Origin of the sequence: Streptomyces sp. NBC_01546, from assembly GCF_045208355.1 — a bacterium.
Lineage (GTDB): Bacteria > Actinomycetota > Actinomycetes > Streptomycetales > Streptomycetaceae > Streptomyces.
In genome coordinates this window covers 1,126,883-1,152,713 of the sequence record NZ_CP109379.1, presented here as the reverse complement: position 1 = coordinate 1,152,713, position 25,831 = coordinate 1,126,883, and the positions used below count along the sequence as shown (strand labels likewise).

Below are 25,831 nucleotides of genomic sequence, written 5' to 3'. Positions count from 1 at the left end.
GCGCCAAGCCCCGGGGCAACGGCCGGAGCGCCACAGGCAACTCGCTCATTGGCCAGGCCTGCCGGCGTGCTCCGTCAGAACGGGCGGGGTGACATGACGTGATCCTCGGCTCCAGGGACCTCCAGAATGCAACGCGGTACGCCGGGAGCGGGCGTCACCCGTACGGACACCGGAGTCGGCGGATCTGTGGGCAGCTCGACGTGCACGGTCACGGGGTGGTCGTCGTGCGTCGTGCCGTGTCCGGTCTCCTTGCCGTCGACCAGAACCTCCACCAGGACCGTGTGGCCGGCCTCGACGGTGGCACTGACCGAGTGCCCCACGTACTCGACGTGGAAATGATGGCGTCGTCCCATCGGTGTCGCCTCCAGCTGATCACCCAGACCAGCGCCCCACCTCAAGCGTAGGCACGGAGCCGTCATACGGCCTGCCCGGCAATGCGCCGCACCACCCGCTTCCCAGCAACTGGTCCCGGAGCGTGGCAGGGGGCATCATCACAAGCCCCGACGGAATTCGGAGTGCCGACCGAAAGCCGGCAGACCATGACGGACACCCACCCGATGGACCGCCAAGCCGTTCACGACGACTACGAGCGTGCCCGGCTGACCTTCCACAGGTTGATCGACGCGCCCTCCGCGGCAGACCTTGCCAAGGCAACCGACGGCACGCGCTGGACCAACAAGCAGCTGTTGTGGCACATGCTCTTCGGCTACATGATCGTCCGGGCACTGCTCGTCCTGGTACGCGTCTTCGGGCGGCTGCCCCGCACGGCGAGCAAGGTCTTCGCCCGGCTGCTGAACGCGGCCACGGTCCCGTTCGACCTGATCAACTACGTCGGCCCCTGCGGCGCGGCCAAGGTCTACGGTCCCCGGCGGATGGGCGCCGCCTTCGACCGGGTCATCGCCTCGCTGCACCGGCACCTCGAAGCGGAGACCGAGGCCGGTCTGGCCCGCGGCATGCACTACCCGGTCCGGTGGGATCCCTTCTTCAAGGACTTCATGACCCTTGCGGACATCTACCGGTACCCCACCCAGCACTTCGACTTCCATCGCAGCCAGCTGACTATGGGCAAGGGAAGCTGACCCGATTCCTGTACGGCAGCGGCCGTGGTGTCCCGGACCGGGCAGTCGGGACACCACGGCCATGGGGGCAGGCCAGCGGGGTGCCGGAGTAGCCGGCTTCCGCAAAGGCCGCGACGATCCGTTCCGCGGGGATGGGGTCGGTCAGTTCGACCACCGTGCGCTCTTTGCGTACGTCGGTGGTGCTGGAGGTGACGCCGGGGAGTTCTTCGATCTCGTCGTCGATGGGGCAACCCGTCGGTACCCGCTACGGCGCGGTCAAGGGCTTGCTACGCCGGCCCCCGATCCTTGCCCCGTAACTCCCGCCGGTGCCGTCGAAAACACGGGGTCGGATGCGCTGATCTGCTTCACGGACCCCTGCCCGGCACCTGCTGCAACTCGCCCCGGTCAAGTGGCAGTCCGGTGGACGTGCTCCGTCTTCATCATGTGTGGCACCACCGCCGATTCGAGCTGCCGGGCCGGGCCCATGTTCCTGCACGGGTCCGGGCGCTCGTGAGCTGCGGGTCTCGCGGAGGACGTCCCTCGGCGAGGCGGGCGGCCAGGGCGGCCGAGGCCGGGCTCAGCCCATCGGAGTGGCTGCTGCACCAGCGCCTCGACCGGGCCCGAGAGATCCTCGACCTCATGGTGCGCTGCCCGGGGTGGCCCCGAGCGCGCCGTCGTCCGATGGCGGGGCGGTCGCGCGGCACCTGACGCGCCGGCCCCGGCGGGTTGGGCCCGACGAACTAGGGGGCAGACGGTGGACGACCCACTGCCGACGTACAGCGGCGCGGCGATACTGAAGGTAAGCCGACTGCTCAACGGCTGATCTCTGATCACTCTGGGTAGTCGCCGCGGCAATGCCCGCTGTGCGGTCCGTTCGGCAGGTCGAGCAGGTCGGAGGGTGGCAGCGATGGACGCACCGGCGCCGGGATCGGGTGAGGTGCCCGAGGACCCGTTCGCGCTGCACAACTCCGCCTCGGCGGTTCTGGACGACCACGGCAGGGTCGTCGGCTGGAGCGAGCGCGCCCAGGAGCACCTCGGCTACCTCCCCGAAGAGGTGCTGGGCCGCATGGCCTTCGAGTTTTTGTTCGATTCTCGTGACCGTGAGGCGGTCCGGGCCGCAGCGGCCGCGTGCGAGCGCGACCGGGGCTGGTCCGGCCTCCTGCCCGTCCTGCACCGCAGCGGGCGACGGGTGGAGCTGGGCTTCCGCGCCCGCGCTGTCATCCGCGCCGACTCGGCCCGCGAGTGGTTCCTGGTCGTCGCCCCGGCGGAGGAGGTGCTCCAGTGGGAGACGGATCGGTCGGTCCTGGACGGTCTGTTCCGGCGCTCCCCGATCGGTCTGTCCGTCCACGCCCCCGATCTGAGCATCCTGCGGATCAACCGGGCGCTGGCCCGGTTCACGCAACTCTCCGCGGCGGAGATCCGGAGCCGACGCATCGGCGACTTCCTCATCGGTCCGGACGTGGAGACCATCGAAACCCGGCTGCGGCGGGTGTTGGAGACGGGCGCCCCCCTGATCTTCACCGAGCAGCCCTGTCGCCTGAGGAGTGACCCTGGCCACGAGCGGGTGGTCTCGGTGTCGGCGTTTCGGATGGAGGACCCCTCCGGCGGGATCCTCGGAGTCACCCAACTGGTGGAGGACGTCACCGACCGCTACCGGGCCCGGAGGCGGCTCGCCCTGCTCAACCGGGCGAGCGCCCGCGTCGGAACCACACTGGATCTCGGCCAGACCACCCGGGAACTGGCCGACGTCGCCGTCCCCGACCTCGCGGACGCCGTCTCGGTGGATCTGCTGGAGTCGGTCGCCCGAGGCGACGAGACCGCCGAGGAGGCGACCGGACCGGTCCGCAGAATGGCCGTCCACTCGGTCATGGCAGAGGCGCTGCGGGTGATGTACTCCGCCGGAGAGGTTTTCCACTTCGACCCTCGTACCCCGCAGGCCAGGTGCCTCGCCGAGCAGCAGCCCATCCTCGAACCAGTGCTCCAGAGCAGCCCCGGCTGGTACTTCCAGGATCCAGAGCGCTCACAGCGCGCCCTCGGTCTGCACGCTCACTCGCTGATCGTCGTACCGCTGACGGCCCGCGGTTTGCTCCTCGGCCTGCTCAGCCTGTGGCGCGCCGAGCGGCCCGAGCCGTTCGAGGAGGACGACCTCACGCTCGCAGAAGAATTCGCCGCGCGGGCCGCCCTGTGCATCGACAACGCCCGCCGCTACACCCAGCAGCATCAGGCCGCGTTGACATTGCAGCGCAGCCTGCTGCCGCAGGCGTTGCCCGAATACAGCGCGGTCGAGGTCGCGCACCTCTATCTGCCGGCCGATCCCGCCACCGGTGTCGGCGGCGACTGGTTCGATGTCATCCCGCTTTCCGGAGCACGCGTCGCCCTCGTCGTCGGCGATGTCGTCGGCCATGGTCTGCACGCCGCGGCCACCATGGGCCGCCTGCGCACGGCCGTGCACACCCTGGCCAGCCTCGACTACGCTCCGGACGAGGTCCTCTCCCACCTGGACGACTTGGTCAACCGCCTGGCAGCTGAGCAGGAGCCTGCCGACGGACGCTCGCGGGGCCAGCAGATCGTCGGCGCCACGTGCCTCTACGCGGTCTACGATCCCACCTCCCGGCGCTGCACCCTGGCTCGGGCGGGTCACTTGCCACCCGCCGTGGTGACCTCCGACGGCACGGTGAGCCTGCCCGACCTTCCCGAGGGGCCGCCGCTGGGGCTGGGCGGACTTCCGTTCGAGTCCGCCGAATTGGAACTCGCCGAGGGAAGTCTTCTGGCGCTGTACACGGACGGCCTGGTCGAGGCCCGTGGCCTCGACCTCGACGAGGGGCTTGAGCGGCTGCGAGAAGCCCTGTCCCGGCCCGGCCGCTCGCTGGAGGAAACCTGCGCGGACGTGCAGAACGTCCTGCTGCCGGATCACCCGCCGGATGACGTCGCACTGCTCCTGGCCCGCACCCGCGTGTTGGCGCCGGAGCAGGTCGCCTCCTGGGAACTGCCCGCAGAGCCGACCACCGCCGCCCGGGCACGGCGCCTGACGGAGACCACGCTGACCAGGTGGGGCCTGGAGGAACTGGCCTTCACCGCCGAACTGGTCGTCAGTGAACTGGTCACCAACGCCTACCGGTACGGCGGCGGCACGCCGGTGACCCTGCGGCTCATCCGTGACCGCAGCCTGATCTGCGAGGTCTCCGACAGCAGCAGCACCGCTCCGCACCTACGACGTGCGCGCACCACCGATGAGGGCGGGCGCGGCCTCTTCCTGGTGGCCCAGCTCACCGAACGATGGGGCACCCGCTACACCCGGGACGGCAAGACTGTCTGGACGGAGTTCCCCCTTGCCGCAGCAGCGGAGGGGCACTCCGCGGCTGTGGCGAACCTAGCGTTGAATGGGTGGACACCAGGTGAGTCGTAGCCACATGGGCTCCGTCGGCATGAGTGTCCGACTCGGGCTCCACCGAGGATGCCGGAGGGATCACCACGGGACCTGCTGATAGTCCTTCAGGAGGACGCCGTGTATGGGTGCGCCGGCCTGCCCTTGCGCGATGGGGTGGTGTCCAGGAGTTGGTTGCGGTCGTCTCGGGCAGCAGCCCCGCCTCGTTGACGCCCTCGTGCGGCAGTTGCGCGGCCACTGAGGCGTCAGCCGTGTGTGCGCCACCAGCCAGGGCTTCGGGCGCTCGGAACCGTGGGGCGAGCTCCGATGTCCACGGCAGAGGTGCGGTGCGCGGGCCGGGTACGGAGAATCCGGTAGCGGTCCAGATCTGCGGCGCCACCCGTCTCGACACGCGGCGAACTGAACCGGGCAGCCCGCGCCTTCGAACGCGTCGCCCGCTCCCACATCCGCGCAGAGCGCTCGACAACCGCGCCATCCGCTCCGCCGCACGAGGCATCCTCCGCGCCGACGACGCCCTCGGCCGAGGTAAAGATGGCGGCGCCACCGCGATGCTGTTGTCCACCCTCGTCCCTCGCCACGATCGCCGCCGTGCACTGGCACTCCGCCCGCGGGCACGCCCAGCAGGCCGCCGCCGCCCGCCAGGCGGCCTGGCACCTCCGGGCGGCATACCGATCGTCCTCCGCGTCCCCGCTCGGCGCGATGCGCGAGCAGGGTCGACGGAGCGGACAACCTCACGGACGTCCTGGTCTGGCGCCTGCGGCGAACGGCGAAGCTCCCCGCAACGGCTGGCTCCGCACCCCGTCGTCCGGGCACCGAGACGGTGAATCTCCGGCAGCGTGCTGCGGCGGGGCACACCGATGCAACAGCCGGTGCCGCAGCCGGCGTGAATCGCCGCCCGTGGCGGTGACCCTCGCCGGACTTGGGTGGTTGCCCGGCAGCCAGGGCACGTGAGTGGGCTGGATCGGCCGTAACGGTTAATGGGCTCCGCACAGAGCATGCACGGTCCGATCTCCCACGGCCAACAGCCCAGCCCGGTTTGCAACGACGGCACGTTCGCGGGCGGACCTGATGGTGCCCACGCCATCGTCACGGGCGCTTCTAACCGGCGGCAACAGCGGCGCCATCACCGGCCACACGGTGTCAGACAACTCGGCTTCTCTGACGCCCGGACCGACGGTGATCGGAAAGGCTCCCCTAACCGTAGGGATCCCTTGGGTAACCCCCTGATGGCGAAACGATTTTGGTGTGCCGCGTCTCGCCCGAATGCTGAAGATGATCACTCGGAGGGATGGTTTCCCTGTTCAGAGGCACGGGGAACGGCCGAGGGCGTGGTGTGAGGATGCCGTGCGGCAGGGAGCTGCTGGGCCTCAGGAGCTCCCCGCCTGCCCCGGGTCACTGCGCGTGCGTGCGGTGTTCCATGACTACGCAAGGAGTCGACCAAGCATGTCCAACACCGTCGTTGACATCTGGGGGCCTGCCTCCCCGCAGGCCCGTTCTTCCTTTCCTCCCGCGCCGGACGCGCACGACGAGTGGCCCCTGGAGGGCGGCACGGCCTGGGTGTACTACAGCCCGCTGAACCGCCGGCAGCTCATTCGGCCCGTCATCCTCTCCGACGGCTTCTCGGGCGGATCGACCAACCTGGACCAGCTCTGGCACGGGCTGGAGGAGAACGGGAACTACCGCTTCATCAGTGAACTGCACGGCGCCGGCCGCGATGTGATCATCCTCGGCTACCACGACCGGACCGCCTCGATCACGGCCAACGCCGAGACCGCGATCGAGTGCATCCGCCGGGCCGTCGACGAGCGGGTGGGTGACGCGAAGCTGGCCGTGGGCGGCTTCAGCATGGGCGGGCTCATCACCCGCTACGCGCTGGCCAGGATGGAGCACGACCCCGGCCTTCCGGACCACGAGACCGCCACCTACCTCTCCTACGACACCCCTCACCAGGGGGCGTGGTTCCCCGTCTCCCTCCAGGCCTTCACCCACTACGCGACGGACCAGTGGGGAGACAATCCCACGCTGGGCCCCGTGCTGCGCCAGCTTTCCGGGCTGCTCAACAGCCCCGCGGCGAAGGAGATGGCGCGGTGGCACATCGGCAAGGTCGACGCCGAGCCGGAGCAGGCACCGGAGCGGCTGACGTTCCTCCGAAAGCTCGACGAACTCGGGGGGTGGCCGCGGAACGTCCGCAAGATCGGTGTCGCCAACGGCGTGAAGACCGGCGTCGGAAACGGCGCCGAGGCCGGCTCGATCGCGGTGAGGGGCGACGGTGAAACGCTGCAGGACACCTGGTTGAAGATCCAGGCCAAGGGTGACCAGATCGTCGCCAGGCTGCAGACGGCGGGCGACGAGGGGACCATGGTGAGCACCAGTGGGCTGCCCGACATCGACGGCGCTCCCGGCGGCCTGTTCACCATGCAGTCCCCGGCCGGCGACACCGGCAGCTTCGGCCTCGCCGCCCTCCTCATGAGCCTTCTCGGCAACGTGGTCGACCCGGGCGTCATCACCACGTCCTGCTTCATCCCCGCCATCAGCGCCGTCGCGTCCGGCGACATCAACGACCCGCAGGCGCTGTACCGTCCGATCACCGCGGGCGACGGCGCGCTCGACGCCTTCCACTGCGCCGGCCGCAACGAGGGCCACACCACCATGACCGAAGAACTCGGGGCGTGGCTCGTGAACGAGATCGCGGCTGGGTGACCAGCGGGGTGGGCGGGGCTGGCCCAACGGCCGTCCCGCCCACCCCGGCTCGCCCCGGGATGTCGCCGAGGGCCATGGCTGTTGCGGACGTGTACGGCCACGTGCTGCCCGTCAGCGAGGATAACGACAAGTTCATCGAGAGCCGTGGCGAGTTCTTGTGGGATGCACAGGGCAGCGGTCCGCGGTTGCTGCGGGCCAGGGGCAGGATGGACGGTGACCAGCGGGAGATGAAGCTCCGGGATCGAGTGGGCGAACCGCGGGACCGGCTCGGGGTCCGCGAGTGCCATGGGCGGAGGCTGCGCTCCGGACTGACGGTCGGCCGGCTGCCCGTCTTGCACGGCCGCCCGGTCACCGACGTACTCGGCTGGCTCGCCTCCCCCCGCTGACCGCACTCCCGTCGACCTGCTGCACGACGCACTGCGTCTCAGCACGTTCGGACGGTCGAGGTCTGCAGACTGTTCGCCCCCACGCCGAGGATCACGCCCATCCGCTCCGGACGGCACCCAGTGATGCCGAGGCGTGCGTCGTGCAGGGCGCGGCGACCATGCCCAGATGCCCGAACCGGTCCAGTCGGCGCGCGAGCCGCGGTGCTGGGCCATCCGGCCATTGACGCGCGCGGCGGCGGCTCACACGCACGAGTGAGGCGGAACCGTGGACTGATCGGAGCGCGAAGCCTTGGGCGCCCTGGCCGACGGCGAGTGGTGCACCGGGGTGGGCGGCCAATCGGCGTAGCGCAGATTTGCGCTGCACAAAAATGTCTTACGTATCTCCATATTCTTTTCCAAGTTTCCCCCGAGCCCGTTCGCTTCCGGCCGCCGTGCATGTGGGTCGGCTGTGCCAGGAACGCGATCCGAGGCTTTCCGCTCCCGATTTCTGGAGAAGCGTATGCGCGTTGCCGTCACCGGTGGCGGTGGATTTCTTGGGTCACATCTCTGCGAGGCCCTTCTGAGGCGCGGGGACTCCGTGGTGTGTCTGGACAACTTCTCGACAGGCGAGCCCAGGAACATCGCCCACCTGCTCTCCAATCCAGCGTTCGAATTCATCCATGCCGATGTCAGCGTCATGACGGAGGTCGCCGGCCCTGTCGACGCCGTCGCCCATCTGGCGAGCCCCGCGTCCCCGCCCGATTACCTCCGGCAGCCGCTGGAGACGCTCGCCGTCGGCAGCAGGGGGACGGAGAACGCCCTCCGTCTCGCACTGCGTCATCGTGCCCGGTTCATCCTCGCGTCGACGAGTGAGGTCTATGGAGACCCCCTGGTCCACCCGCAGGACGAGGACTACTGGGGCAACGTGAATTCCGTCGGACCGCGCAGCGTATACGACGAGGCGAAACGATTCGCTGAGGCGATCTCAGTCGCATACCGCCGAACCCACGGTGTGAATGTCGGTATCGCGCGGATCTTCAACACGTACGGTCCGCGCATGCGCCCGCACGACGGACGGGTGGTTTCGAGCTTCATCACCCAGGCCCTCACAGGCGAACCCCTGACCATTTACGGAGACGGAAAGCAGACCCGTAGTTTCTGCTACGTCGACGACCTGGTCCGCGGGCTCGTGGCCCTGCTCGACTCCTCCGAGGCCGGACCCTTCAACCTGGGGAATCCGGTGGAGCGGACGGTCACCGAGCTCGCCGAGATGGTGCTGGAGCTCACCGGCTCGCCGTCGGAGATCCAGTACCACCCGCTCCCCGTCGACGACCCGGTCCGCAGGCGGCCGGTCATCTCCCGGGCGCGGGACGCGCTCGGCTGGTGGCCCGAGGTGGACATCGAGGAGGGGCTGCGCAGGACGAGTGACTGGTTCGCCTCCCGCCCGGCCGACCTCTCGGCCGGAGCCGCCGCGATCCGCGGCGGCCAGGAGGACGGGATGCCGCCCCCGAGGAGGCACGCCGACGCTGTGTCCGACCGGCCGGAATCCGTTCCCGCTCCGGCCTGAACGCGTCCGGTCCTTCGCTCCGGCGGGGAGCGGCGTCACGGCACTCCTCTCCCCGCCCGCTCCTCACCTCCAAGGCGGCCGTGAGGCCCTCGCGCCGCCACACCAAGATCATCCCGGAGTGCGTTCACATGACCCCGACCGAGCCAGGGCTCGTACACGCGGCTGCCGCGACCGACGCGCGCATCCCCAGCCCGTCCGGAGAGCAGGCCACACTCAAGGACCAGATCCGCGAGCTCTCCCGGGGCCGCGTCGCCGAGATCCTCCCCGACGGGCCCGTGTTCGCCGACCCGCGCCGCGCTCGGGAGACCCGCGCGACGAGCTTCGTCCGCCAGTTCGGCACAGCCGACAGGCTGAAGGTGGTGGTGCTCACCCTGGGGTGGGTCGCCTGCCTCGTCTGGTTCTGGGTCTGGTGGCTGCGTCCCGAGCACCGGATCGGCTGGGTGGGCCTGACCGTCAACAGTGCGCTGCTGTTCTACCTCGCGCTGCTGCCCCTGCACTTCCTGGTCGCGGTCGTCCGCCTGCGCCGGTTCGACTCGCGGATCGAAGTCCCGGTGGTACGTGCGGCATTCGTGGTCACCCGGGCTCCGTCGGAGCACTGGGACATCGCCCGCACCACCCTGGAGGCGATGCTCCGTCAGGACTACCCCCACCCCTACGACGTATGGCTGTGCGACGAGGACCCGTCCAGCGACATCCTGGAATGGTGCGAGGCGAACGGAGTCCGGGTCTCCTGCCGCCGGGACCGCCCGGACTACCACCGGCTCACATGGCCGCGTCGCACGCGCTGCAAGGAGGGCAACCTCGCCTTCTTCTACGACCACTGGGGCTACCGGGACTACGACGTCGTCGCGCAGCTGGACTGCGATCACGTGCCGAGCCGTACGTACTTGACCGAGATGGTGCGGCCGTTCTCCGATCCCGCGATCGGCTACGTCGCGGCTCCGAGCGTGTGCGATGCCAACGCCGACGTCTCCTGGTCCGCCCGGGGCCGACTGCATCGTGAGGCCGTCTTCCACGGGGCGGTCCAGCTGGGCCACTCGGCCGGCCTGGCGCCCCTGTGCATCGGCTCCCACTACGCGGTGCGTACGGAGGCGGTGCGGGACATCGGCGGCATCGGGCCCGAACTCGCAGAGGACTTCTCGACCACGTTCCTGATGAACTCGGCCGGCTGGCAGGGCTCGTTCGCCATCGATGCCCACGCGAGCGGCGACGGCCCCGTCACCTTCGCGGCCATGGCCACCCAGGAGTTCCAGTGGTCCCGCAGTCTCGCGGTGATGCTCTTCGGGATGCTGCCGCGCCACCTGGGCCGCATGCGCGGCTGGCTGCGCCTGCGCTTCGCCTTCGCCCTGTCGTACTACCCGTTGCTCGCCGCGACCACGACCATGGGGCTGGCTCTGCCTCCGGTGGCCGCAGTCACCGGTCTGCCGTGGATCAACGTGAACTACTTCTCGTTCCTCGGCCACTTCTGGGCGATGTCCGTGTGGCTGATGCTCCTGACCATGCTCGTACGCAGACGAGGCCTGCTCCGCCCCGCGAAAGCACCGGTCCTGAGCTGGGAGAGCTGGCTCTTCGGGCTCGCCCGCTGGCCCTTCGTCGCCTGGGGGGTGGGCGCGGCCCTGGTACAGAAGCTGCGCCCCCGGCCGGTGGTCTTCAAGGTGACCCCCAAGTCGACGGACGGGCTCGAGCCCCTGCCGCTGCGGCTCATGGCGCCCTACCTGATCATCACCACCACACTGTCCTGCGCGGCCGTGACCGGCGAGCTCACCGGCCCCGCCGCGGGATATGTGTTCCTGAGCATCCTCGGCTCGCTCTCGTACGCGATGGTCACCCTCACCATTGCCGGGCTGCACATCGCAGAGATGGCCCGGGCTGCGGGAGTGCCCAAGTACAAGGCCGTCGTGACGGCCCGGCTGCCCCTGCTCGCCGGAACCCTCGCACTGCTGCCGCTCGCCCTGGCCATCGGCCTGTTCCCCGTCTACGTCGCGGGCATCTTCGGCTGGTGACACAGGCGTACCTGCTCTCCACCCCCACAGACGATCACGGAGAAAGGATTCCCCATGCCCACGACGGTTCTGGTCACCGGCGGCGCCGGCTTCATCGGCAGCCATACCTGTGTCGAACTGCTGGAGAACGGCTACGAGGTCGTCGTCGTCGACGATCATTCGAACAGCTCACCGGAGGCGCTGGAACGCGTCGCGAAGATCGCGGGACGCCCGGTCGCCGCCGTCTACCGGGCCGATATGCGGGACCGGCGTGCGCTGGACGCGGTATTCGACTCGCACGCGATCGACGCGGTGATCCATTTCGCCGCGAAGAAGGCTGTGGGCGAGTCCGTGGAGATCCCGATCGCGTACTACGACATCAACGTCGGCGGCACGACCGCCCTGCTGTCGGCCATGCATGCGCACGGAGTGCACCGGCTGGTGTTCTCCTCGTCCTGCTCGATCTACGGAGACGCCACCAAGGTGCCTCTGACAGAAGCGGATCCGGCGGCGCCGACCAACCCGTACGCCTCGACGAAGTGGCTCTGCGAGCAAGTGCTGGCCGATACCTGCCGCCGCCTCCCCGAGCTCAGCGTGCTGGCCCTGCGGTACTTCAACCCGGTCGGCGCGCACCCGTCCGGACTGCTGGGTGAAGACCCCCGCGGCGTGCCCAACAACATCATGCCGTACCTGGCTCAGGTAGCCGTCGGCCGCCGCGAGCGGCTCAGCGTCTTCGGTGATGACTACCCCACCCCCGACGGGACAGGCATCCGCGACTACATCCACGTCATGGACGTGGCCGAGGGCCATCGCCGGGCGCTGGAGCACCTCGGGGACGAGAACGGAATGCGTGTCTTCAACCTCGGCACCGGAGTGGGGTCCTCCGTCCTCGACCTCGTCGCCGCCTTCGAGCGGGCGTCAGGTAGGCCCATCCCCTACGAAGTGACCGGGCGCCGTCCGGGAGACGTGACCGAGCTCGTCGCCGACCCCACCGCGGTGGCGGAGGCCTGGAACTGGGCCGCGACCCGTGATCTCGCCGCGATGTGCCGCGACGCCTGGCGCTTCCAGGAACTCAACCCCTCGGGCTACGCCGGCTGACGCCTCCGAGCCCGCCCCCGGTTCATCGCACCCCACCACACAGCTCGTCAGACAGGAGATTCGCATGCGCTTGACCGTCATCGGTACGGGGTACCTCGGAGCCGTGCACGCCGCGTGCATGGCGGACATCGGACACGAGGTCCTCGGGGTCGACGTCGATGCCGAAAAGATCAGAGCCCTCACCGAGGGCAGACCCCCCTTCTTCGAGCCAGGTCTCGACGACGTGCTGACCCGCGCCATCGACTCCGGGCGCCTGCGCTTCTCCACCTCCCTCAGCGAGGCCGCCGCCTTCGGCGAGGTGCACTTCGTCTGCGTGGGCACCCCGCAACAGGCCGGTTCGAACGCGGCCGACCTGCGGTACGTCGACGCCGTCATCGACGGGCTGGCTCCCCACCTGAGCAGTCCCTGCCTGATCGTGGGCAAGTCCACCGTCCCGGTGGGCACCACCCCCCGCATCGCGGCCCGGCTCAGAGGCCTTGTCCCTGCGGGGGCTGACGTAGAGGTTGCCTGGAACCCGGAGTTCCTGCGAGAGGGGTTCGCGGTCGAGGACACGCTGCGGCCGGACCGCCTCGTGGTGGGCGTCACCTCACCGCGCGCGGACCGGACCCTGCGCAAGGTGTACGCCCCCATGCTCGACGCCGACATCCCGTACATCAGCACCGACCCCGCCACCGCCGAGCTGGTCAAGGTCGCGGCGAACTCCTTCCTCGCGACCAAGATTTCGTTCATCAACGCGATGGCGGAGGTCTGCGACGCGGCCGGTGCCGATGTGAGCACCCTCGCCGATGCGCTCGGACACGACACCCGCATCGGGCGCCGCTTCCTCAATGCGGGCCTCGGCTTCGGCGGCGGCTGCCTGCCCAAGGACATCCGGGCGTTCACCGCGCGGGCCCGGGAACTCGGGGTCGAGGAGGCGGTGAGCTTCCTGACCCAGGTCGACGACATCAACCTGCGCCAGCGGTCCCGGACCGTCACCATCGCCCGTGACCTGCTCGGTGGTGCGTTCTCCGGACACCGGATCACGGTCCTGGGCGCCACGTTCAAGCCGAACAGCGACGACGTACGCGACTCGCCGGCCCTTGCCGTGGCTGCGGCGATCCATCGCGAGGGCGGTGAGGTACGGGTCCATGACCCCGAGGGGATCTACAACGCGCACGTGGCTCACCCCGAGCTGCGCTACGAGACGGACGTGCTCTCCGCGTGCCGGGGAGCGGATGTCGTGCTGCACCTCACCGAGTGGAGCCAGTACCGGGAGGTCGACCCGGTGAAGCTGGCACGCGTGGTTTGCGCACCGCGGCTGGTCGACGCCCGCAACAACCTCGATGCGGGGCTGTGGCGCTCCGCCGGCTGGACCGTCCGGGCACTCGGCAGGCCGGGCCCCGCCACGGTGCCCGCACCCCTGCGTGGCGGCGGCCCCGCTCAGTCCTCGGCACGCGGCTGCGCGGCTCCTGCGGAGGGCGCAGTGCTCAGCCGTGATCCGAAGTAGTCGACCGGGCCGGGGTCCACGCCGACCGACCGCAGTTTGACGGCACCTTCGAGCTCGTCGGCGCATTGCGAGACGAGAGGGGTGGCTCCGGCCAGATCGGTGACCGGGGCCACCGCGCCCATGAGACACGGGTCAGCGGTGCTGCCCGTGAGGACGGCGCCCATCTGCTCCTGTCCGGCCCGGTTCCGCCAGGCATCCAAGTCGGAATACCGCGCCTTGCCCCACTGCAGCTTCCAGTCGCCCGTGCTGAAGTAGTCGTTGCCCTGCAGACGCACGAGGGCCGGTGTGTAGTTCGTGTCCGAATTCACCACGGGAGCACCGTTGGTGACGAAGATGTTGTTGCGGACCCCGACCCCGCGCATGCCGTTGCGCAGGCGCAGGGCCGGGGGACGGTCGTTGCCGCTCGACCGCAGGATCACGGTGTTGTGGTAGATGTCCAGATTGCGCATGAGGTTGCCGAAGGCCACGATGCCGCCGTACCAGGACAGCTTTCTGGCATCGTCCCAGCTGTAGTTGAACCGCACGACGTTGTCCTTGTGGGCGTTGGTCGATTCCCCCGAGTACACGAGGAAGCCCGCACCGTCGTTGCCGTAGGACAGGTTGTACTGGAGGACCGACGACGACACGTTGTTGTCCAGTCCGAAACCACCGCCGTCGACCCGAGAGCCGGTGTGATTGCGGTATGCCTTGTTGTTCTGGATGACGACGCGGGTCGAGTCGTAGGTCCAGATTCCCTCGGGCCCCTCCTCGGCGCCGGCCGAGGACTTCGCCCCGTTGTCGTAAGAGACGGACTGCTGAACGGTCGAGTCCCGGACGCTGCCGAGAACGATGCCGCTGCCCGTGTTGCGGTCGTCGGCCGTCGGGTCTCCGGGGTTGCTGTACGCCTTGACCCGCGTGATCACGAGCTTTTCGTGTGCGTAGGTCGGCTCCTCGGCCGTGAAGCTCGGCCCGTAGGTGACCAGCCCGGCGTCCTGATTGTGGTGCACTGCCGAGTCACTGATCCGGACGTCGCGGAATCCTGAGGACTTCGGGCCTGTTCCGAGGCTGATCCCGTACTGGAACCGGGACACATCGACTCCGGAGACCCGCACGTGGTCCAAGGGCTTTCTGTCGCGGCGGTCGTTGAAGAGGCTGATGCCGGCCTCATTGCGCTGAGCCTTGGCATCGCCAACGATGGTCAGATTCCGGATCTCCACGCCCGCGGTGTTGTGCAGGGCGATTCCCGCGGTACCCCGCGCCGCGATGGTGGCCCGACCTGTGCCGTATGAATCGATCACCACGGGCTTGGGTGTGCTGCCCGCATCGCCCGCGCCGATGGTCAGCCCACCGACGAAGCGCTCGCCGCCCTTGAGCCGCAGACGGTCTCCCGGCCGGAACGGCACCTGGTCGGCCCGGGCGAGGGTGCGCCAGGCGGTCGCCTCGGACAGCCCGTCTTGATCGTCGTCGCCCTCCGGGCTCACGTAGAAGGTGAGGGCCCCCTTGACGGGAGGTCGCGGTGGTGTGTAGGGCTTGAGCACGTCACATCCGGTGAGGGCGATTGCGCCCACGGTCACGCCTGCGATGAATTTCGCCCCACTGCGGCGACCCCACCCGGTGGTCCGACGGTCGCGCATCATCCCGGTGTCCCCATTCAGTTCGGCTCCGCACCTCGGGTAACAAGGTGCCAGAATCCACAGGCATGTTAGGTCCGTGACATGGCGATAAATCCCTATCTTCCAACTGATGCCTGAATACACATGAATATCCGATCTTGTGCCCGCCGGGCGCTTGGGTGCATGAATGGCCGAGCCCGAGACGAGCGGAGCAACCCCTGGCGCGCCTGCGGTGAGCGGGGCCTTGGGCACCTGCGTCGAAGGTGCTCATCCGGCGGTGCCGCCGACGGTCGGCAGGATGCGCTGCTCAAGGGGCGACCCAGGGTGCGGAGCGAGGACTCGGGTGCGGCCCGCGCCTCCTGGCAGATGGCGGTGAGGCGGGCGATCCGGCGCGTTGTACCGAGCAGCGGGTCTCGCCGTGCCGCAGGGCTGGGCTGATAGCCGTCCTCGCCGCCGCGTTGATCCTGGCGGGCGTCGTCTACGACACCGCGCGACGCCTGGTCACTCCCGGTGAGTGCCGGATTCCGCCGCTTGCCCGGCTGCGCGGACGGCGGGCAGCCCTGGAGGCCGCCGAGCGGTGGTGTGTGGGCCGGCTGCTTCCACCCCAGGACCCGGCGGGGCTGGCGTCCGCCGGGCGGGAGCAGCCGATTTCAGTCGGGGCCCGTCCAGTCGAAGGTGATGTGCTTGCTGGACTGGCCTTCGCGGCTCCAGCGGAAACCGAAGGCGTCGGCGCGGTCCGCCGTCGAGCGGCCCCAGGTCGCGATCTGTCCCGGCCCGGTCTCGCAGCCCGGAAGGTTGGTCGACTGGACTCGGGCGCCTTCGGGAGTCGTCGGTCCGGTGAGCGCCTGCGCGCTCGCCTCGACCCGGTCGGGAATGGTGGCCCGCCAGCCGCCGAGGTCTTCGTCGACCTCGATCTCGATGGGGGCGAAGTCCATGCCCCGCATTTCGGCGTCCATCATGCTTACCATTTCGGCAGGCCAGCTGCCGGCCTGGCCGCCGAAGATCATCTGTAGTGCTTCGCGCTGCGTGCCGTCGGCTCGCTCGTCGAGGAATACCGCCGCGAACGTATCGGTGTGCTCGGCCCACACATTGCCGACGAAGGAGCCGAGCATCAGCACATTGAGGCCGTCCAGTCGTACCTCGCCGTAGTTGCCCTCGCGTATGTGCCAGGCAAGGACGCCGTCGCATTCGCCGTAGGTGGGCGCCTGGGCGAACGAGCAGGGGCAGGGAACGTTGCACCTGCACGTATCGAACCAGTCGCCGGCCGCGTGCCATCTCGGAACGGTAGCTGCCGTCTCAGACATCTCCTCGCCTCCTCGCGGCCCGTACGGACGGGAAGCACGGTCGGCGATTGCCCCGCCGGACGTCAGTACAGGCGCTCGGCCGTACGGGTCATATCAATTCTCCCCCCGCTGCCACGTGGGCGAAAGCCGCCCGTGCCGTGTGCCGATCTTGGAGACTCGCGCCGCACGGAAGGACAGTACGGGTCGCTTCCCGCGGGGCACGCAGCCACGGCTCAGCCTGTCCAGCCGGCCATCTGGTCCATGGGGGGACCGGATGTCTCCAGGCCGGGCAGCAGCCAGTCCTGGAAGGGGGCGAGCACGGCCAGGACGAGGAAGACGAGGCCGACGGCCCAGGCCAGCCAGGGTCCCTGCCGCCAGAGCTTCTCCAGGAAGATCACGGCCGCCAGTCCTGCCATCGCGGCGACGTTCATGACGCCGAGCGGGATCAGGACGATCATCAGGCCCCAGCAGCATCCGACGCAGTAGAGCCCGTGGTGCGTGCCCACCCGCAGGTCTTTCGCCCAGGGGCGGTAGTGCGAGTACTGGAGCAGCTGGAACATCGGGTTGCGGCAGTGACGCAGGCAGACTCGTTTCAGAGGCCCGAACTGCTGAGCCGCCGCGAGGAGGAACACCGCGGCGCCTATCCAGCGGCCCGCCCCGGGATTGCTGTCCACCAGGTGCCCGGTCGCGGCCAGGGCGCCGTAGGCGAGCAGCCCGAATGCGGTCCAGGCCAGGAGGTAGCCGCTGACGAACCCGGCGATCCTCAGGGCGCGGGCAGGGCCGGCCGAACGGCGGTTGATCCCGCGCACCCAGGTGATGGCGACGGGTGCGACGGACGGCAGCATCATCGCCGCCATCATGACCACCCACAGCAGCAGGAAGAGGGGGAGCGCCAGGCCCATGGTGCCGGGCTCCATCCCCATGTGGCGGGACTGGCCGATGGTCAGCACCCACGCCAGCGCGGCCAGCAGCACCATCAGGAACCACGCGACCGCCAGGTCCCGCGCGGGAAGCAGGACTCCGGGCCGCGTGGGTGCCGGAGGGGCCAGGCGGAGGTGCGGCACGGGAACCTCCCAAGGACGCGAGTTGCCCCGGCCGCCTCGGTCGCCCGTGCCACACCGATGCCGGTGGTACACCGTGGACAGCCGACGGTCCGACGACTTCTCCAGCAGATCACAGAACCGGACAGCCCAAAACCCGGGAGGAGAGCACCCGCCTTCCGGACCTGCCACGCCCGGTTGCGCGCGGCCTGCGTCACGGTTGCGCCTCGGAGGCGGCAGCCGTCGACTCCCTGCGCATCGACGGCGCCCGACGAGTGCGCCCTGAGGGCCCCCAGCTGGTCGCGAGGGTCCGACGCCGCGCGCGTACGGTGGACGTAGGGCGACGGGTAACGCCGGTGCGGGCACTGACGGCAGCCGCTGCGGGTGACCGCCCGCCGCGATGCGGCGTTCTGCTCCCGCACAGGAGGGAAAGGCACATGCCCGAGCACAGAGTCGGCACACAGGAGGAATTCGAGGCTGCGCGAGCGGAGCTGCTCGTGGAGGAGAAGGACCTGACCCGGCGCGGTGACGCGCTCGCGCGGAAGCGGAGGGAACTTCCCCGGGTGCGGGTCGAGAAGGACTACAGGTTCGAGACCGAAGGCGGGGCCAGGCCGCTCGCGGACCTCTTCGACGGGCGCTCGCAGCTGCTCGTCTACCACTTCATGTTCGGACCGCCGTACGAGGCCGGATGCCCTGTCTGCTCCTCGATCGCGGACACCCTCGATCCCAACGCGGTCCACCTCAAGGCCCGTGATGTGACGCTGATCTGCTCCTCGCGGGCGCCGCTCGACAAGCTCCTCCCCTACCGGGAGCGGATGGGCTGGAGCTTCGACTGGGTCTCCGCCGGCGGCGGCGACTTCCACCGCGACCTCGGTTTCACGTACACGGCGGACGAGCTGAGACCGTTCCTGGAGGCCGGGGTTCCGCCGATCGTGAGCCAGATGGCGCGGGCGTGCGGCACGGACGTGCTCGGGTACGTCACCGAGGGACCCGGGTTGAGCTGTTACGCGCTGTCGGACGGCATCGTCTACCGGACGTACGTCACCACCGCGCGCGGCCTCGAGCCCGCCATGGCCTACTACGGCCTCCTCGACCGGACACCGCTGGGCCGCCACGAGGAGGGCGAGGAGACGCACTGGCTGCGCCGCCACGACGAATACGAGAAGACCTGAGAAATGCGGCTGCCTGCTGCGGCGCCGCCCGCAGTTCCGTGCGGACTGGATGGAGGGCACCCGCCGGGTGGCCCGAAGCGGCGCACGGCCCTTGCCACGGGCCGCGATTACCCCGGGTGCGCGCGAAGCAGCCACCCGGTAGCGTCGAGAAGGTGCGTTCTGCCCAAAACGCTGCGGCCTGGCCTGGCCACAGCAGGGCCGCCGTCGATGTCGGCAGAGGAACGAGATCACATGCCAAAGCACAGAATCCCCGCAGTGACTGCCGGGGCAGCTCTGGTCTGCCTGGCAGCACTCGGCCCCACGCCCAGTAGCGCCGCGTCAGCACCTGCCCAACCCGCCGGGCAGCCGAGCCCGGTAACCCCCCGGTTCGTGCCGGGCGCCTGTCCGAAGCCGCCCGAGCCCATCGAAGCGCTGAGTGACGCAAAGTGCGGCTTCCTGGAGGTCCCCGAGAACCGCTCCCGCCCCGACAGCCGCACCATCAAGCTGGCCGTGGCGAGGATCCCGGCCGCCTCCGACAAACCCGCCGCGGACCCCGTGGTGTTCATGGCGGGCGGCCCCGGCGCCGACACGTTCGACGACATCCCGTTCCTGATCGACTCCGGCCTGAACAAGGACCGCGAACTGATCATCATGGCCCAGCGCGGCAACCTCTACGACCAGCCGAACCTCGCCTGCCCGGAGGTCGACCGGTTCAACGAGCAGGCCGTGGGCCTGGGCTATGACGCACAGCAGGCGGAACAGATCATGCTGAAGGCGGTGACGGACTGCCGGGCCCGCCTCGTGGCCGACGGAGTCGACCTGGGCGCCTACAACAGCACCGAGAACGCCGCGGACTTCGCCGACCTGCGCAACGCGCTGGGCATCTCCCAGTGGAACGTCTACGGCTACTCCTACGGCAGCAACCTGGCCCTCACCTACCTGCGCCTCCACCCCGAGGGAATCCGCGCCGTGGCGATCGACTCGATCGCACCTTCCCAGTTCGTGACCCTGCCGTGGACATGGGGCAGCACCGCCGAGGGAATCCACAACATTTTCGCGGCGTGCGCGGCGCAGCCCGCCTGCAAGGACCGGTACCCGGACCTTCCCCAACTCCTGACGGAGCAGGTCCGCAAGCTGGAGGCGCAGCCCCTGACGCTGAACGTTGCGCCGCCGGACGGTGGGAAGCCGGTCAAGACCGTACTCGACGGGGGCGCGCTGCTGAATCTGATCGTCGCCTTCACCCCCCGACCCAAGGACATGCCCGCAGCGCTCGAGGAACTCAGCAAGGGGAACCCGGAGCGCTTCGCGCAGGCCCGCGCGGCCGGCTCGGTCCAGAAGGTCGGCGACTTCGCGCACGGCCTGACGAACTCGATCGCGTGCAGTGAATGGGCTCCGGGGTACTCGGAGGCCGACGTGCTGAAGGCGGGGCAGAAGGCCTTCCCCGGGTGGCCGGACACGGTCCTGTCCCAGGCTCCGCAGCTGCCCTTCCAGTATCCGGTGTGCGGGGTCTGGAACGTTCCGGACCGCGCGTCCGTCCAGCGGGTGCCCACGTTCAGCTCGGTGCCGGCACTTGTCGTCTCCGGCACGTTCGACGTGAAGACCGGGGCGAGTTGGGCGAAGGGCGTGGCCCGCAACCTGTCCAACTCGACCTCCGTGCTGGTCCCCGGAATCGGCCACTGGGTTGTTCCGCAGTCGCCTTGCGCGCAGAGCGTGCTGGCCTCGTTCCTCGCTCGCCCGACCGCGCCCGACACCAGTTGCGTGGACGATCTCGAGCCCCAGCCGTTCACGATCATCCCGAAATAGCCGGGAGGGCAGATGACTCTCCAGCAAGCGCGCCGTCGTCGGCGCACCACACGACGACTCCTGGCCACGTCGGCGGGTATGGCGACCGGTCTCCTCGTCACCGGCCTGCTCACAGCGCCCGCCCAGGCGCAGTCCCGTACCGACGACGGCACCGGAGCGCCGATCGGCACGGTCGCCCGGACGGTGGGCGACGCCAGCTTCGAACCGGGTCCCTGCCCGAAGACGGCGGAACCGATCGAGGAGCTGAAGGAGGCCCGCTGCGGAACGCTCACCGTGCCCGAGAACCGCGCCAAACCAAGCAGTCGAACGATCGAACTCGGTGTCGCGATCGTGCCGGCCGTGGCCGGCACACCGAAACCCGACCCCATCGTGTGGCTCGCGGGCGGACCCGGGGACGATGCGGTGGGAGAGGCGAAGATGGCCGTCGACGGCGGCCTGAACCGCGACCGTGACGTGATCCTCATGTCCCAGCGCGGTACGTACTCGGCCGACCCGGAGCTCCTCTGCCCCAACATCGACGAGTTCAACGGACAGGTGGTCAGCCTCGTCTACGACGCTCCGTCCACCGAACGGCTGCACGTCGAGGCCACGAAGGCCTGCCGCGAGAAGCTGGCGGCCCGCGGCGTCGACCTCAGTGCCTACAACGACACCGAGAGCGCCGCCGACTACGACGATCTGCGCACGGCGCTGGGCATCAAGCAGTGGAACCTGTACGGCATTTCCTACGGCACCCACCTGGCGCTCGTCTCCATGCGCCTGCACCCCGAGGGTCTCCGCTCGGTGGGCATCGACGGCATCCTGCCGCCGTCCAAGGCCGGGTCGGCCTCGACCTGGAGCAGCTTCCGGCAGGGCGTCGACGGCCTGTTCAAGGCCTGCGCGGACCAGCCTGCCTGCAACAAGCGCTATCCGAACCTGTCGGCCACCTTCGAGAAGCTCGTCAGCGACCTCGAAGCCAAGCCGGTCACCACCACCGTCACGCTCCCCGGCAGCGAGAAGCCGGTGAAGGTCGTGCTGGACGGCGGGACCCTGGTGAACTGGCTGACCTCCGCCACCCACACGGCGGAGGCCGTACCCCTCTCCATCGACGAGCTGGCGAACGGCAACCCGCAGCGGATCGCCCAGCAGTGGGCGGGCTGGAGGCTCAACCCCAAGGGCATCGGCGTGGTTTCGCACGGTCTCGCCTACGGCATCTTCTGCAGCGCGTGGACGCCGTACGAGAGCAGGGACGCGGCGCTCCAGGGCGGACAGGAAGAGTTCCCGTCGTTCCCCCGCTCGGTGCAGGCCCAGGCCCCGCTGCTCACCTCCCTCCATCCGGACTGCGACGTCTGGAAGGTCCCCGCGGCCGCGCCCTCGATCAGGGACGTCACCCGCAGCGACATCCCCACCCTCGCGCTGTCGGGTGCGTTCGACGCCCAGACCGGGGCGGACAATGGGCCGTACGTCGCCCGCACGCTGAGCAAGGCCAAGGTCGTCACGATCCCCTACGAGCCGCACGTGGTGATCGCCACCTCGAAGTGCGCCCAGGACATTGCCGTCTCGTTCTTCGAGAACCCGGAGGCACCGAAGACCGAATGCCTGAAGAGCCTTGAGGCGCCGGAGTTCAAGACCGAGCCCTGAAACCGCTCGTGCTCAGCTCCGAAGCCACCGTCCTGGTCACCGCTGTCGGTGACCAGGACGGGCGTCGGGCCGGACGAGTCCATTCCCTTCCCACCTCGTCGGAGTCACCATGGCCCCAACCTGGGAACCACGTCACCCACGCCGCTCCGGGGCCTCGATCCTGCCGGTCCTGCTGCCCATCGCGATCCTGATCCTGGTGGCGGTGTCCGTGGGGTCGTGGCTCCAGTTCTCCGAGCGGCAGGCGATGGACACGGTCCACACCGTCGGATCCCAAGCCGCCGACCGGGTGGACGTGGAGGCCACCGTCCAACGCGTCGACGCCGCGGCCAGAGAGCTGGAACTGCGGGTCCGGGTCACCCCGCTCGGGTCCCTCGGCGAGGAGGAGGGGACCGCCCCGGTGGCCGATCTCAGCCTCCAGACCTCCGCGCAGACCCTCGGCGACCTTGAGTTCGAGGCGCACGAGCGGCTCACGATCAGGGACGTGCAGGTCGCGCTCACGAATGGATCGATCAGCGACTACCCGTTCGACACCTACGAGACCGACATCGAGTTCTGGGCACAGCTGGACGGAAAGCAGGTGCCGGTGCGGATGCTGTTCTCCAACAGCGACACGCTCTTCTCGATCTCCGCGACACCCACCTCGTCAGAGCAAGAGGCTGCCGGCGTGGCGCTGGGGCTGGGGCTGGCCCGATCGGGCAGCCTGCTCGTCTTCACGGTCTTCATGATGATCGTGATGTGGGCACTGGCGGCGTCCGTGCTCATCGGGGCCTGGTACCTGACGATCCGCAGAGAGGGCCTGGTCTGGGCCGCCCTCGGCTGGATGGCCGCCACCCTGTTCGCCCTCTCGGCCTTCCGCAACAACGCTCCCGGCACACCCCCGATCGGCTGCGTGATGGACTGGTTCGCCTTCCTGTGGGCCGAAACCGTCATCGCCCTCTGCCTGATCGCCGTGGTCATCACCGGCGTCCGCACCGCACTCCAGCACGACGACACCCATCCCACCTGAAGGTTGTTGCAGAAGGGTGCCCACGCTCTTCGCCGGGAGGTCCAGACGGCGCTCCACGGCACGCCCCGTACCGGTGCGTTTGACAGTTCCGGGGGTGCGGCGCCTACTGAGAGTGAGGCCTCGGCCCGGCATCCTCTGTTGCCTCCTGCTTGCAGTGGCGCTGCCGCTGACGGGCCGTCGTCGCCCGTCCGTCCGGCCGGGCGCGCTCACCCTGGCCTCGGTTGTGGAGCGGCCGGTCCGGCCGTGGAATCGCGAAGGGTGCGCAAGATGATGCGTAATGTGCGTATGCGCGGCTGGATCGAGGCGATTGCCGCCACGATCAGCGGAATCCTTCTCATCGTGACCCTGGTCTGGCGCGACTGGATCGAAGAGGTCTTCGGGGTCGACCCCGACCAGCACAGCGGGGCGCTCGAATGGGTCATCGTCGCCCTCGCCGTCTGCGCCACGCTCACGTTCTCGCTGCTCGCGCGCGGTGAATGGCGCAGGGCCAAGGCGCTGCAGCCGCGCACCGAGTGAGCTCACCAGCAGGAACCGGAGGCTGCCAGATGTCGAACGAGAAGCGGACCGAGGGCCCCCCGTACGCGGCGGAGGAAGCGAATGTGGGCCATGCCCGTAAGCCGAAGTCACTGACGAAGCCCGGAAAGCGGGCCAGGGCGCTGGCCGAGTCGGCGGAAGGTACGCCGACACCCGAGGAGCTCGACGCCCGTGAGGCGAGGTTCAGCCCACGTCGCAAGCCGATGGGCCCCGCTCAGGACCAGGTGCCCGAAACCATTCCCCAGGAGCTCGACGAGCCCGAGGAGCAGTGACGGAGGACAGCAGTCATGGCTCAGGTCCGCCTCATCAAGAACATCGGCCTCGACGACAACGCCACCGGCATCCAGACCGGTACCATCCACGAGCCGACCGTCGCGACGTCCCACGACAACATCTTCATCACCGGTAACTGGTTCGCCAGCCGCAGCACCGACAACGGTGCGGGATGGTCCCTGGTCGATCCGTTCACCGCGCTGCCCTCTGCAGCGGGCGGCTTCTGCTGCGACCAGATCGTCCTCTACGACCCCACCCGGGACCTCTGGATCTGGATCCTCCAGTACAGCGCCAAGGCGGGCAGCAACGTCTTCCGTGTGGCGTACGCCCCCGGTGACGACCCGACCGCATGGAACTGGCAAGACTTCAGTCCGCTGGACCTGGACCCCTCATGGACGGACATGTGGTTCGACTACCCGGACGCGGCAGTGAGTTCGAACCACCTCTACATCACCTTCAACGCCTTCAACGCTGCCGGCCGCTGGCAGCGCGCCTTCGTCTTCAAGCTGCCCCTCGACGCGCTCAAGGCCAGGACCGCGCTGACGTACCAGTGGTGGACGACGACGCAGAACGGTTCCCTGCGGCTCACCCAGGGCGCGGCCGACAGCATGTTCTTCGCCAGCCACAAAGGCGGCCGGAGCCTGCGGATCCACGGCTGGCCCGACGGCTCGAACACGGTGGGCTCGTTCGACGTGCAGGTGAGCTCGTGGACCCGTGATCCGTTCTCCGCTCCCGGACCCGGCGGCGTCGAGTGGCTCACCCGTACCGACTCGCGCATCACCGGCGGCTGGGTGAGCGGCACCCGTGCGGGCTTCCTGTGGACGGCCGGGCCCCGATCCGGACGACCCATGCCGTACGTCAAGGCCGCGGTCGTCGACGTGACCACTCAGGCTCTGGTGGAGGAGCCTGACATCTGGAGCCAGGAGTCCGCGTACGCCCAGCCCGCGGCATGCCCGAACGCCCAAGGAATCGTCGGCGTCACGCTGTTCCTCGGCGGCGGCCCGAGGCATCCCTCGCACGTGGTCGGCTTCCGCGACGGCGGTGAATGGCGGCTGGCCGTTACCAGTACCAGCACGCACGGCCCCCTAGGAGGCAAGTGGGGTGACTACCTCACCTGTCACCGCCATGATCCGGAATCCTCGGAGTGGGTGGCCTCCGGCTACACCCTCCAGGGCGGTTTCGACCGCCGCAACGTGGAACCGCGGTACGTGCACTTCGGCATCGGCAGCTGACCCGGTGCGTGCGCAGCAGGATCAGCGCAGCGTCATGATTCCCAGGGCTGGAGGGCACTCCAACTGCCGTCGGTCGCAGCGAACACCAACTCGGAGCCCTCGAAGGCTTCCTGAGCGTTCCTCGGGTGCAGGTTGCCGAAGCGTTCGGCGCACAGGTCCACCTGCATCAGCCCGTCGAAGCGGGTGAACTGCGGGGGATCGTAGAGCGTCCAGGCGAAGTCACCGCTCTCGTCGATTCGGAATCGGTCCACTCCGAACAGGTCCAGGCATACTGGCTCCCATCGAAGGCCCTCGTCGATCACCCGGGCATCGATCACGAGCCTGGCGACTCGCCCCCGCCCCTGTGGACCGAATTCCTGATCGAGCACGACCCGGCGGACGCAGGCGTCGCCGAACTCGTAACGGGCCAGCAAGGCCGCAATCCCGTCCTCGGTCAACGCATGCGGTCCAAGTCTCCGTGCAGGTACCGGCGGTCTGAGATCCACGCTGCTCCTCTGTCGATTCGACCATCGTAAGAGGAGCAACCAGGCCGGACGTTCGGGGACGACCCGAGGTTGGCTGCGGCAAGCCACGGGCCGGACCGTCGTACGGCGGGCGGCCATGCGCCCTGCCGTTCCGGTCGCGTTCCGTCCTATGATCGCTACTCCGCGTACGAGGGG

The 25,831-nt window shown here is 69.2% G+C and carries 20 protein-coding genes; 15 read left to right on the top strand and 5 right to left on the bottom strand.

The window, feature by feature from the left end:
• Positions 1-74: 74 nt before the first annotated feature.
• Positions 75-353 carry a hypothetical protein gene (locus OHA89_RS05665; protein WP_257553078.1) on the bottom strand — a complete coding sequence of 93 codons (279 nt, stop codon included), beginning with the start codon at positions 351-353 and terminating at the stop codon, positions 75-77.
• Positions 354-515: 162 nt separating this feature from the next.
• Between OHA89_RS05665 and OHA89_RS05660 the strand changes: the two genes are divergently transcribed.
• The 8 genes from OHA89_RS05660 (at position 516) to OHA89_RS05625 (ending at position 13,641) form a co-directional block, all read left to right on the top strand.
• Entirely contained in the window at positions 516-1,079 is a 564-nt protein-coding gene (locus OHA89_RS05660) for a DinB family protein (protein WP_266613307.1), read from the top strand.
• Positions 1,080-1,965: 886 nt separating this feature from the next.
• Complete coding sequence (locus tag OHA89_RS05655) at positions 1,966-4,464, top strand: SpoIIE family protein phosphatase (protein ID WP_406365462.1); 2,499 nt, start codon at positions 1,966-1,968, stop codon at positions 4,462-4,464.
• 1,422 nt (positions 4,465-5,886) lie between these two features.
• The gene (locus tag OHA89_RS05650; protein WP_406365461.1) at positions 5,887-7,143 is read left to right on the top strand and encodes an esterase/lipase family protein; all 1,257 of its coding nucleotides are present in this window, start codon (positions 5,887-5,889) and stop codon (positions 7,141-7,143) included.
• A 74-nt stretch (positions 7,144-7,217) separates the two neighbouring features.
• Positions 7,218-7,529 (top strand): hypothetical protein, encoded by a 312-nt coding sequence (locus tag OHA89_RS05645; protein ID WP_266613301.1) that lies wholly within the window; start codon positions 7,218-7,220, stop codon positions 7,527-7,529.
• A 499-nt stretch (positions 7,530-8,028) separates the two neighbouring features.
• A complete protein-coding gene (locus OHA89_RS05640; RefSeq protein WP_257553073.1) occupies positions 8,029-9,075 on the top strand; it encodes a UDP-glucuronic acid decarboxylase family protein in 1,047 nt (348 codons plus the stop codon).
• 128 nt (positions 9,076-9,203) lie between these two features.
• Positions 9,204-11,078 (top strand): glycosyltransferase family 2 protein, encoded by a 1,875-nt coding sequence (locus OHA89_RS05635; protein WP_406365458.1) that lies wholly within the window; start codon positions 9,204-9,206, stop codon positions 11,076-11,078.
• Between the two features lie 54 nt (positions 11,079-11,132).
• Positions 11,133-12,155: a UDP-glucose 4-epimerase GalE gene (galE, locus tag OHA89_RS05630; protein ID WP_257553072.1), complete on the top strand. Its 1,023-nt coding sequence runs from the start codon at positions 11,133-11,135 to the stop codon at positions 12,153-12,155.
• A 64-nt stretch (positions 12,156-12,219) separates the two neighbouring features.
• Positions 12,220-13,641, top strand: coding sequence for a UDP-glucose dehydrogenase family protein (locus OHA89_RS05625; RefSeq protein ID WP_406365457.1), 1,422 nt, complete (start codon positions 12,220-12,222; stop codon positions 13,639-13,641).
• Here the strand turns inward: OHA89_RS05625 and OHA89_RS05620 are convergent.
• From OHA89_RS05620 to OHA89_RS05610, 3 genes are all read right to left on the bottom strand, one after another.
• On the bottom strand, positions 13,575-15,188 hold the full coding sequence (locus OHA89_RS05620; RefSeq protein ID WP_406365456.1) for a right-handed parallel beta-helix repeat-containing protein: 1,614 nt from the start codon (positions 15,186-15,188) through the stop codon (positions 13,575-13,577). The genes OHA89_RS05625 and OHA89_RS05620 overlap by 67 nt on opposite strands.
• Positions 15,189-15,883: 695 nt before the next feature.
• A complete protein-coding gene (locus tag OHA89_RS05615; protein ID WP_266613294.1) occupies positions 15,884-16,537 on the bottom strand; it encodes a DUF1326 domain-containing protein in 654 nt (217 codons plus the stop codon).
• 212 nt (positions 16,538-16,749) lie between these two features.
• The gene (locus OHA89_RS05610) at positions 16,750-17,580 is read right to left on the bottom strand and encodes a DUF2182 domain-containing protein (RefSeq protein ID WP_257553069.1); all 831 of its coding nucleotides are present in this window, start codon (positions 17,578-17,580) and stop codon (positions 16,750-16,752) included.
• A gap of 413 nt (positions 17,581-17,993) precedes the next feature.
• On the opposite strand from OHA89_RS05610, the gene OHA89_RS05605 reads away from it, so the two are divergent.
• The 7 genes from OHA89_RS05605 to OHA89_RS05575 all read left to right on the top strand — a co-directional run bounded on the left by OHA89_RS05605 (position 17,994) and on the right by OHA89_RS05575 (position 25,172).
• Entirely contained in the window at positions 17,994-18,728 is a 735-nt protein-coding gene (locus OHA89_RS05605; RefSeq protein WP_406365454.1) for a DUF899 domain-containing protein, read from the top strand.
• Between the two features lie 369 nt (positions 18,729-19,097).
• The gene (locus OHA89_RS05600; protein ID WP_323186069.1) at positions 19,098-20,510 is read left to right on the top strand and encodes an alpha/beta fold hydrolase; all 1,413 of its coding nucleotides are present in this window, start codon (positions 19,098-19,100) and stop codon (positions 20,508-20,510) included.
• Positions 20,511-20,522: 12 nt separating this feature from the next.
• On the top strand, positions 20,523-22,127 hold the full coding sequence (locus OHA89_RS05595; RefSeq protein WP_406365453.1) for an alpha/beta hydrolase: 1,605 nt from the start codon (positions 20,523-20,525) through the stop codon (positions 22,125-22,127).
• A gap of 109 nt (positions 22,128-22,236) precedes the next feature.
• Entirely contained in the window at positions 22,237-23,133 is an 897-nt protein-coding gene (locus tag OHA89_RS05590) for a DUF4436 family protein (RefSeq protein WP_266613287.1), read from the top strand.
• A gap of 267 nt (positions 23,134-23,400) precedes the next feature.
• Positions 23,401-23,649 (top strand): ABC transporter permease, encoded by a 249-nt coding sequence (locus tag OHA89_RS05585; protein WP_251065759.1) that lies wholly within the window; start codon positions 23,401-23,403, stop codon positions 23,647-23,649.
• A gap of 29 nt (positions 23,650-23,678) precedes the next feature.
• Complete coding sequence (locus OHA89_RS05580; RefSeq protein ID WP_266613286.1) at positions 23,679-23,939, top strand: hypothetical protein; 261 nt, start codon at positions 23,679-23,681, stop codon at positions 23,937-23,939.
• 15 nt (positions 23,940-23,954) lie between these two features.
• Positions 23,955-25,172: a hypothetical protein gene (locus OHA89_RS05575; RefSeq protein WP_406365451.1), complete on the top strand. Its 1,218-nt coding sequence runs from the start codon at positions 23,955-23,957 to the stop codon at positions 25,170-25,172.
• A gap of 32 nt (positions 25,173-25,204) precedes the next feature.
• Here the strand turns inward: OHA89_RS05575 and OHA89_RS05570 are convergent, their stop codons facing one another.
• Complete coding sequence (locus tag OHA89_RS05570) at positions 25,205-25,609, bottom strand: hypothetical protein (protein ID WP_266613282.1); 405 nt, start codon at positions 25,607-25,609, stop codon at positions 25,205-25,207.
• Between the last annotated feature and the right edge of the window lie 222 nt (positions 25,610-25,831).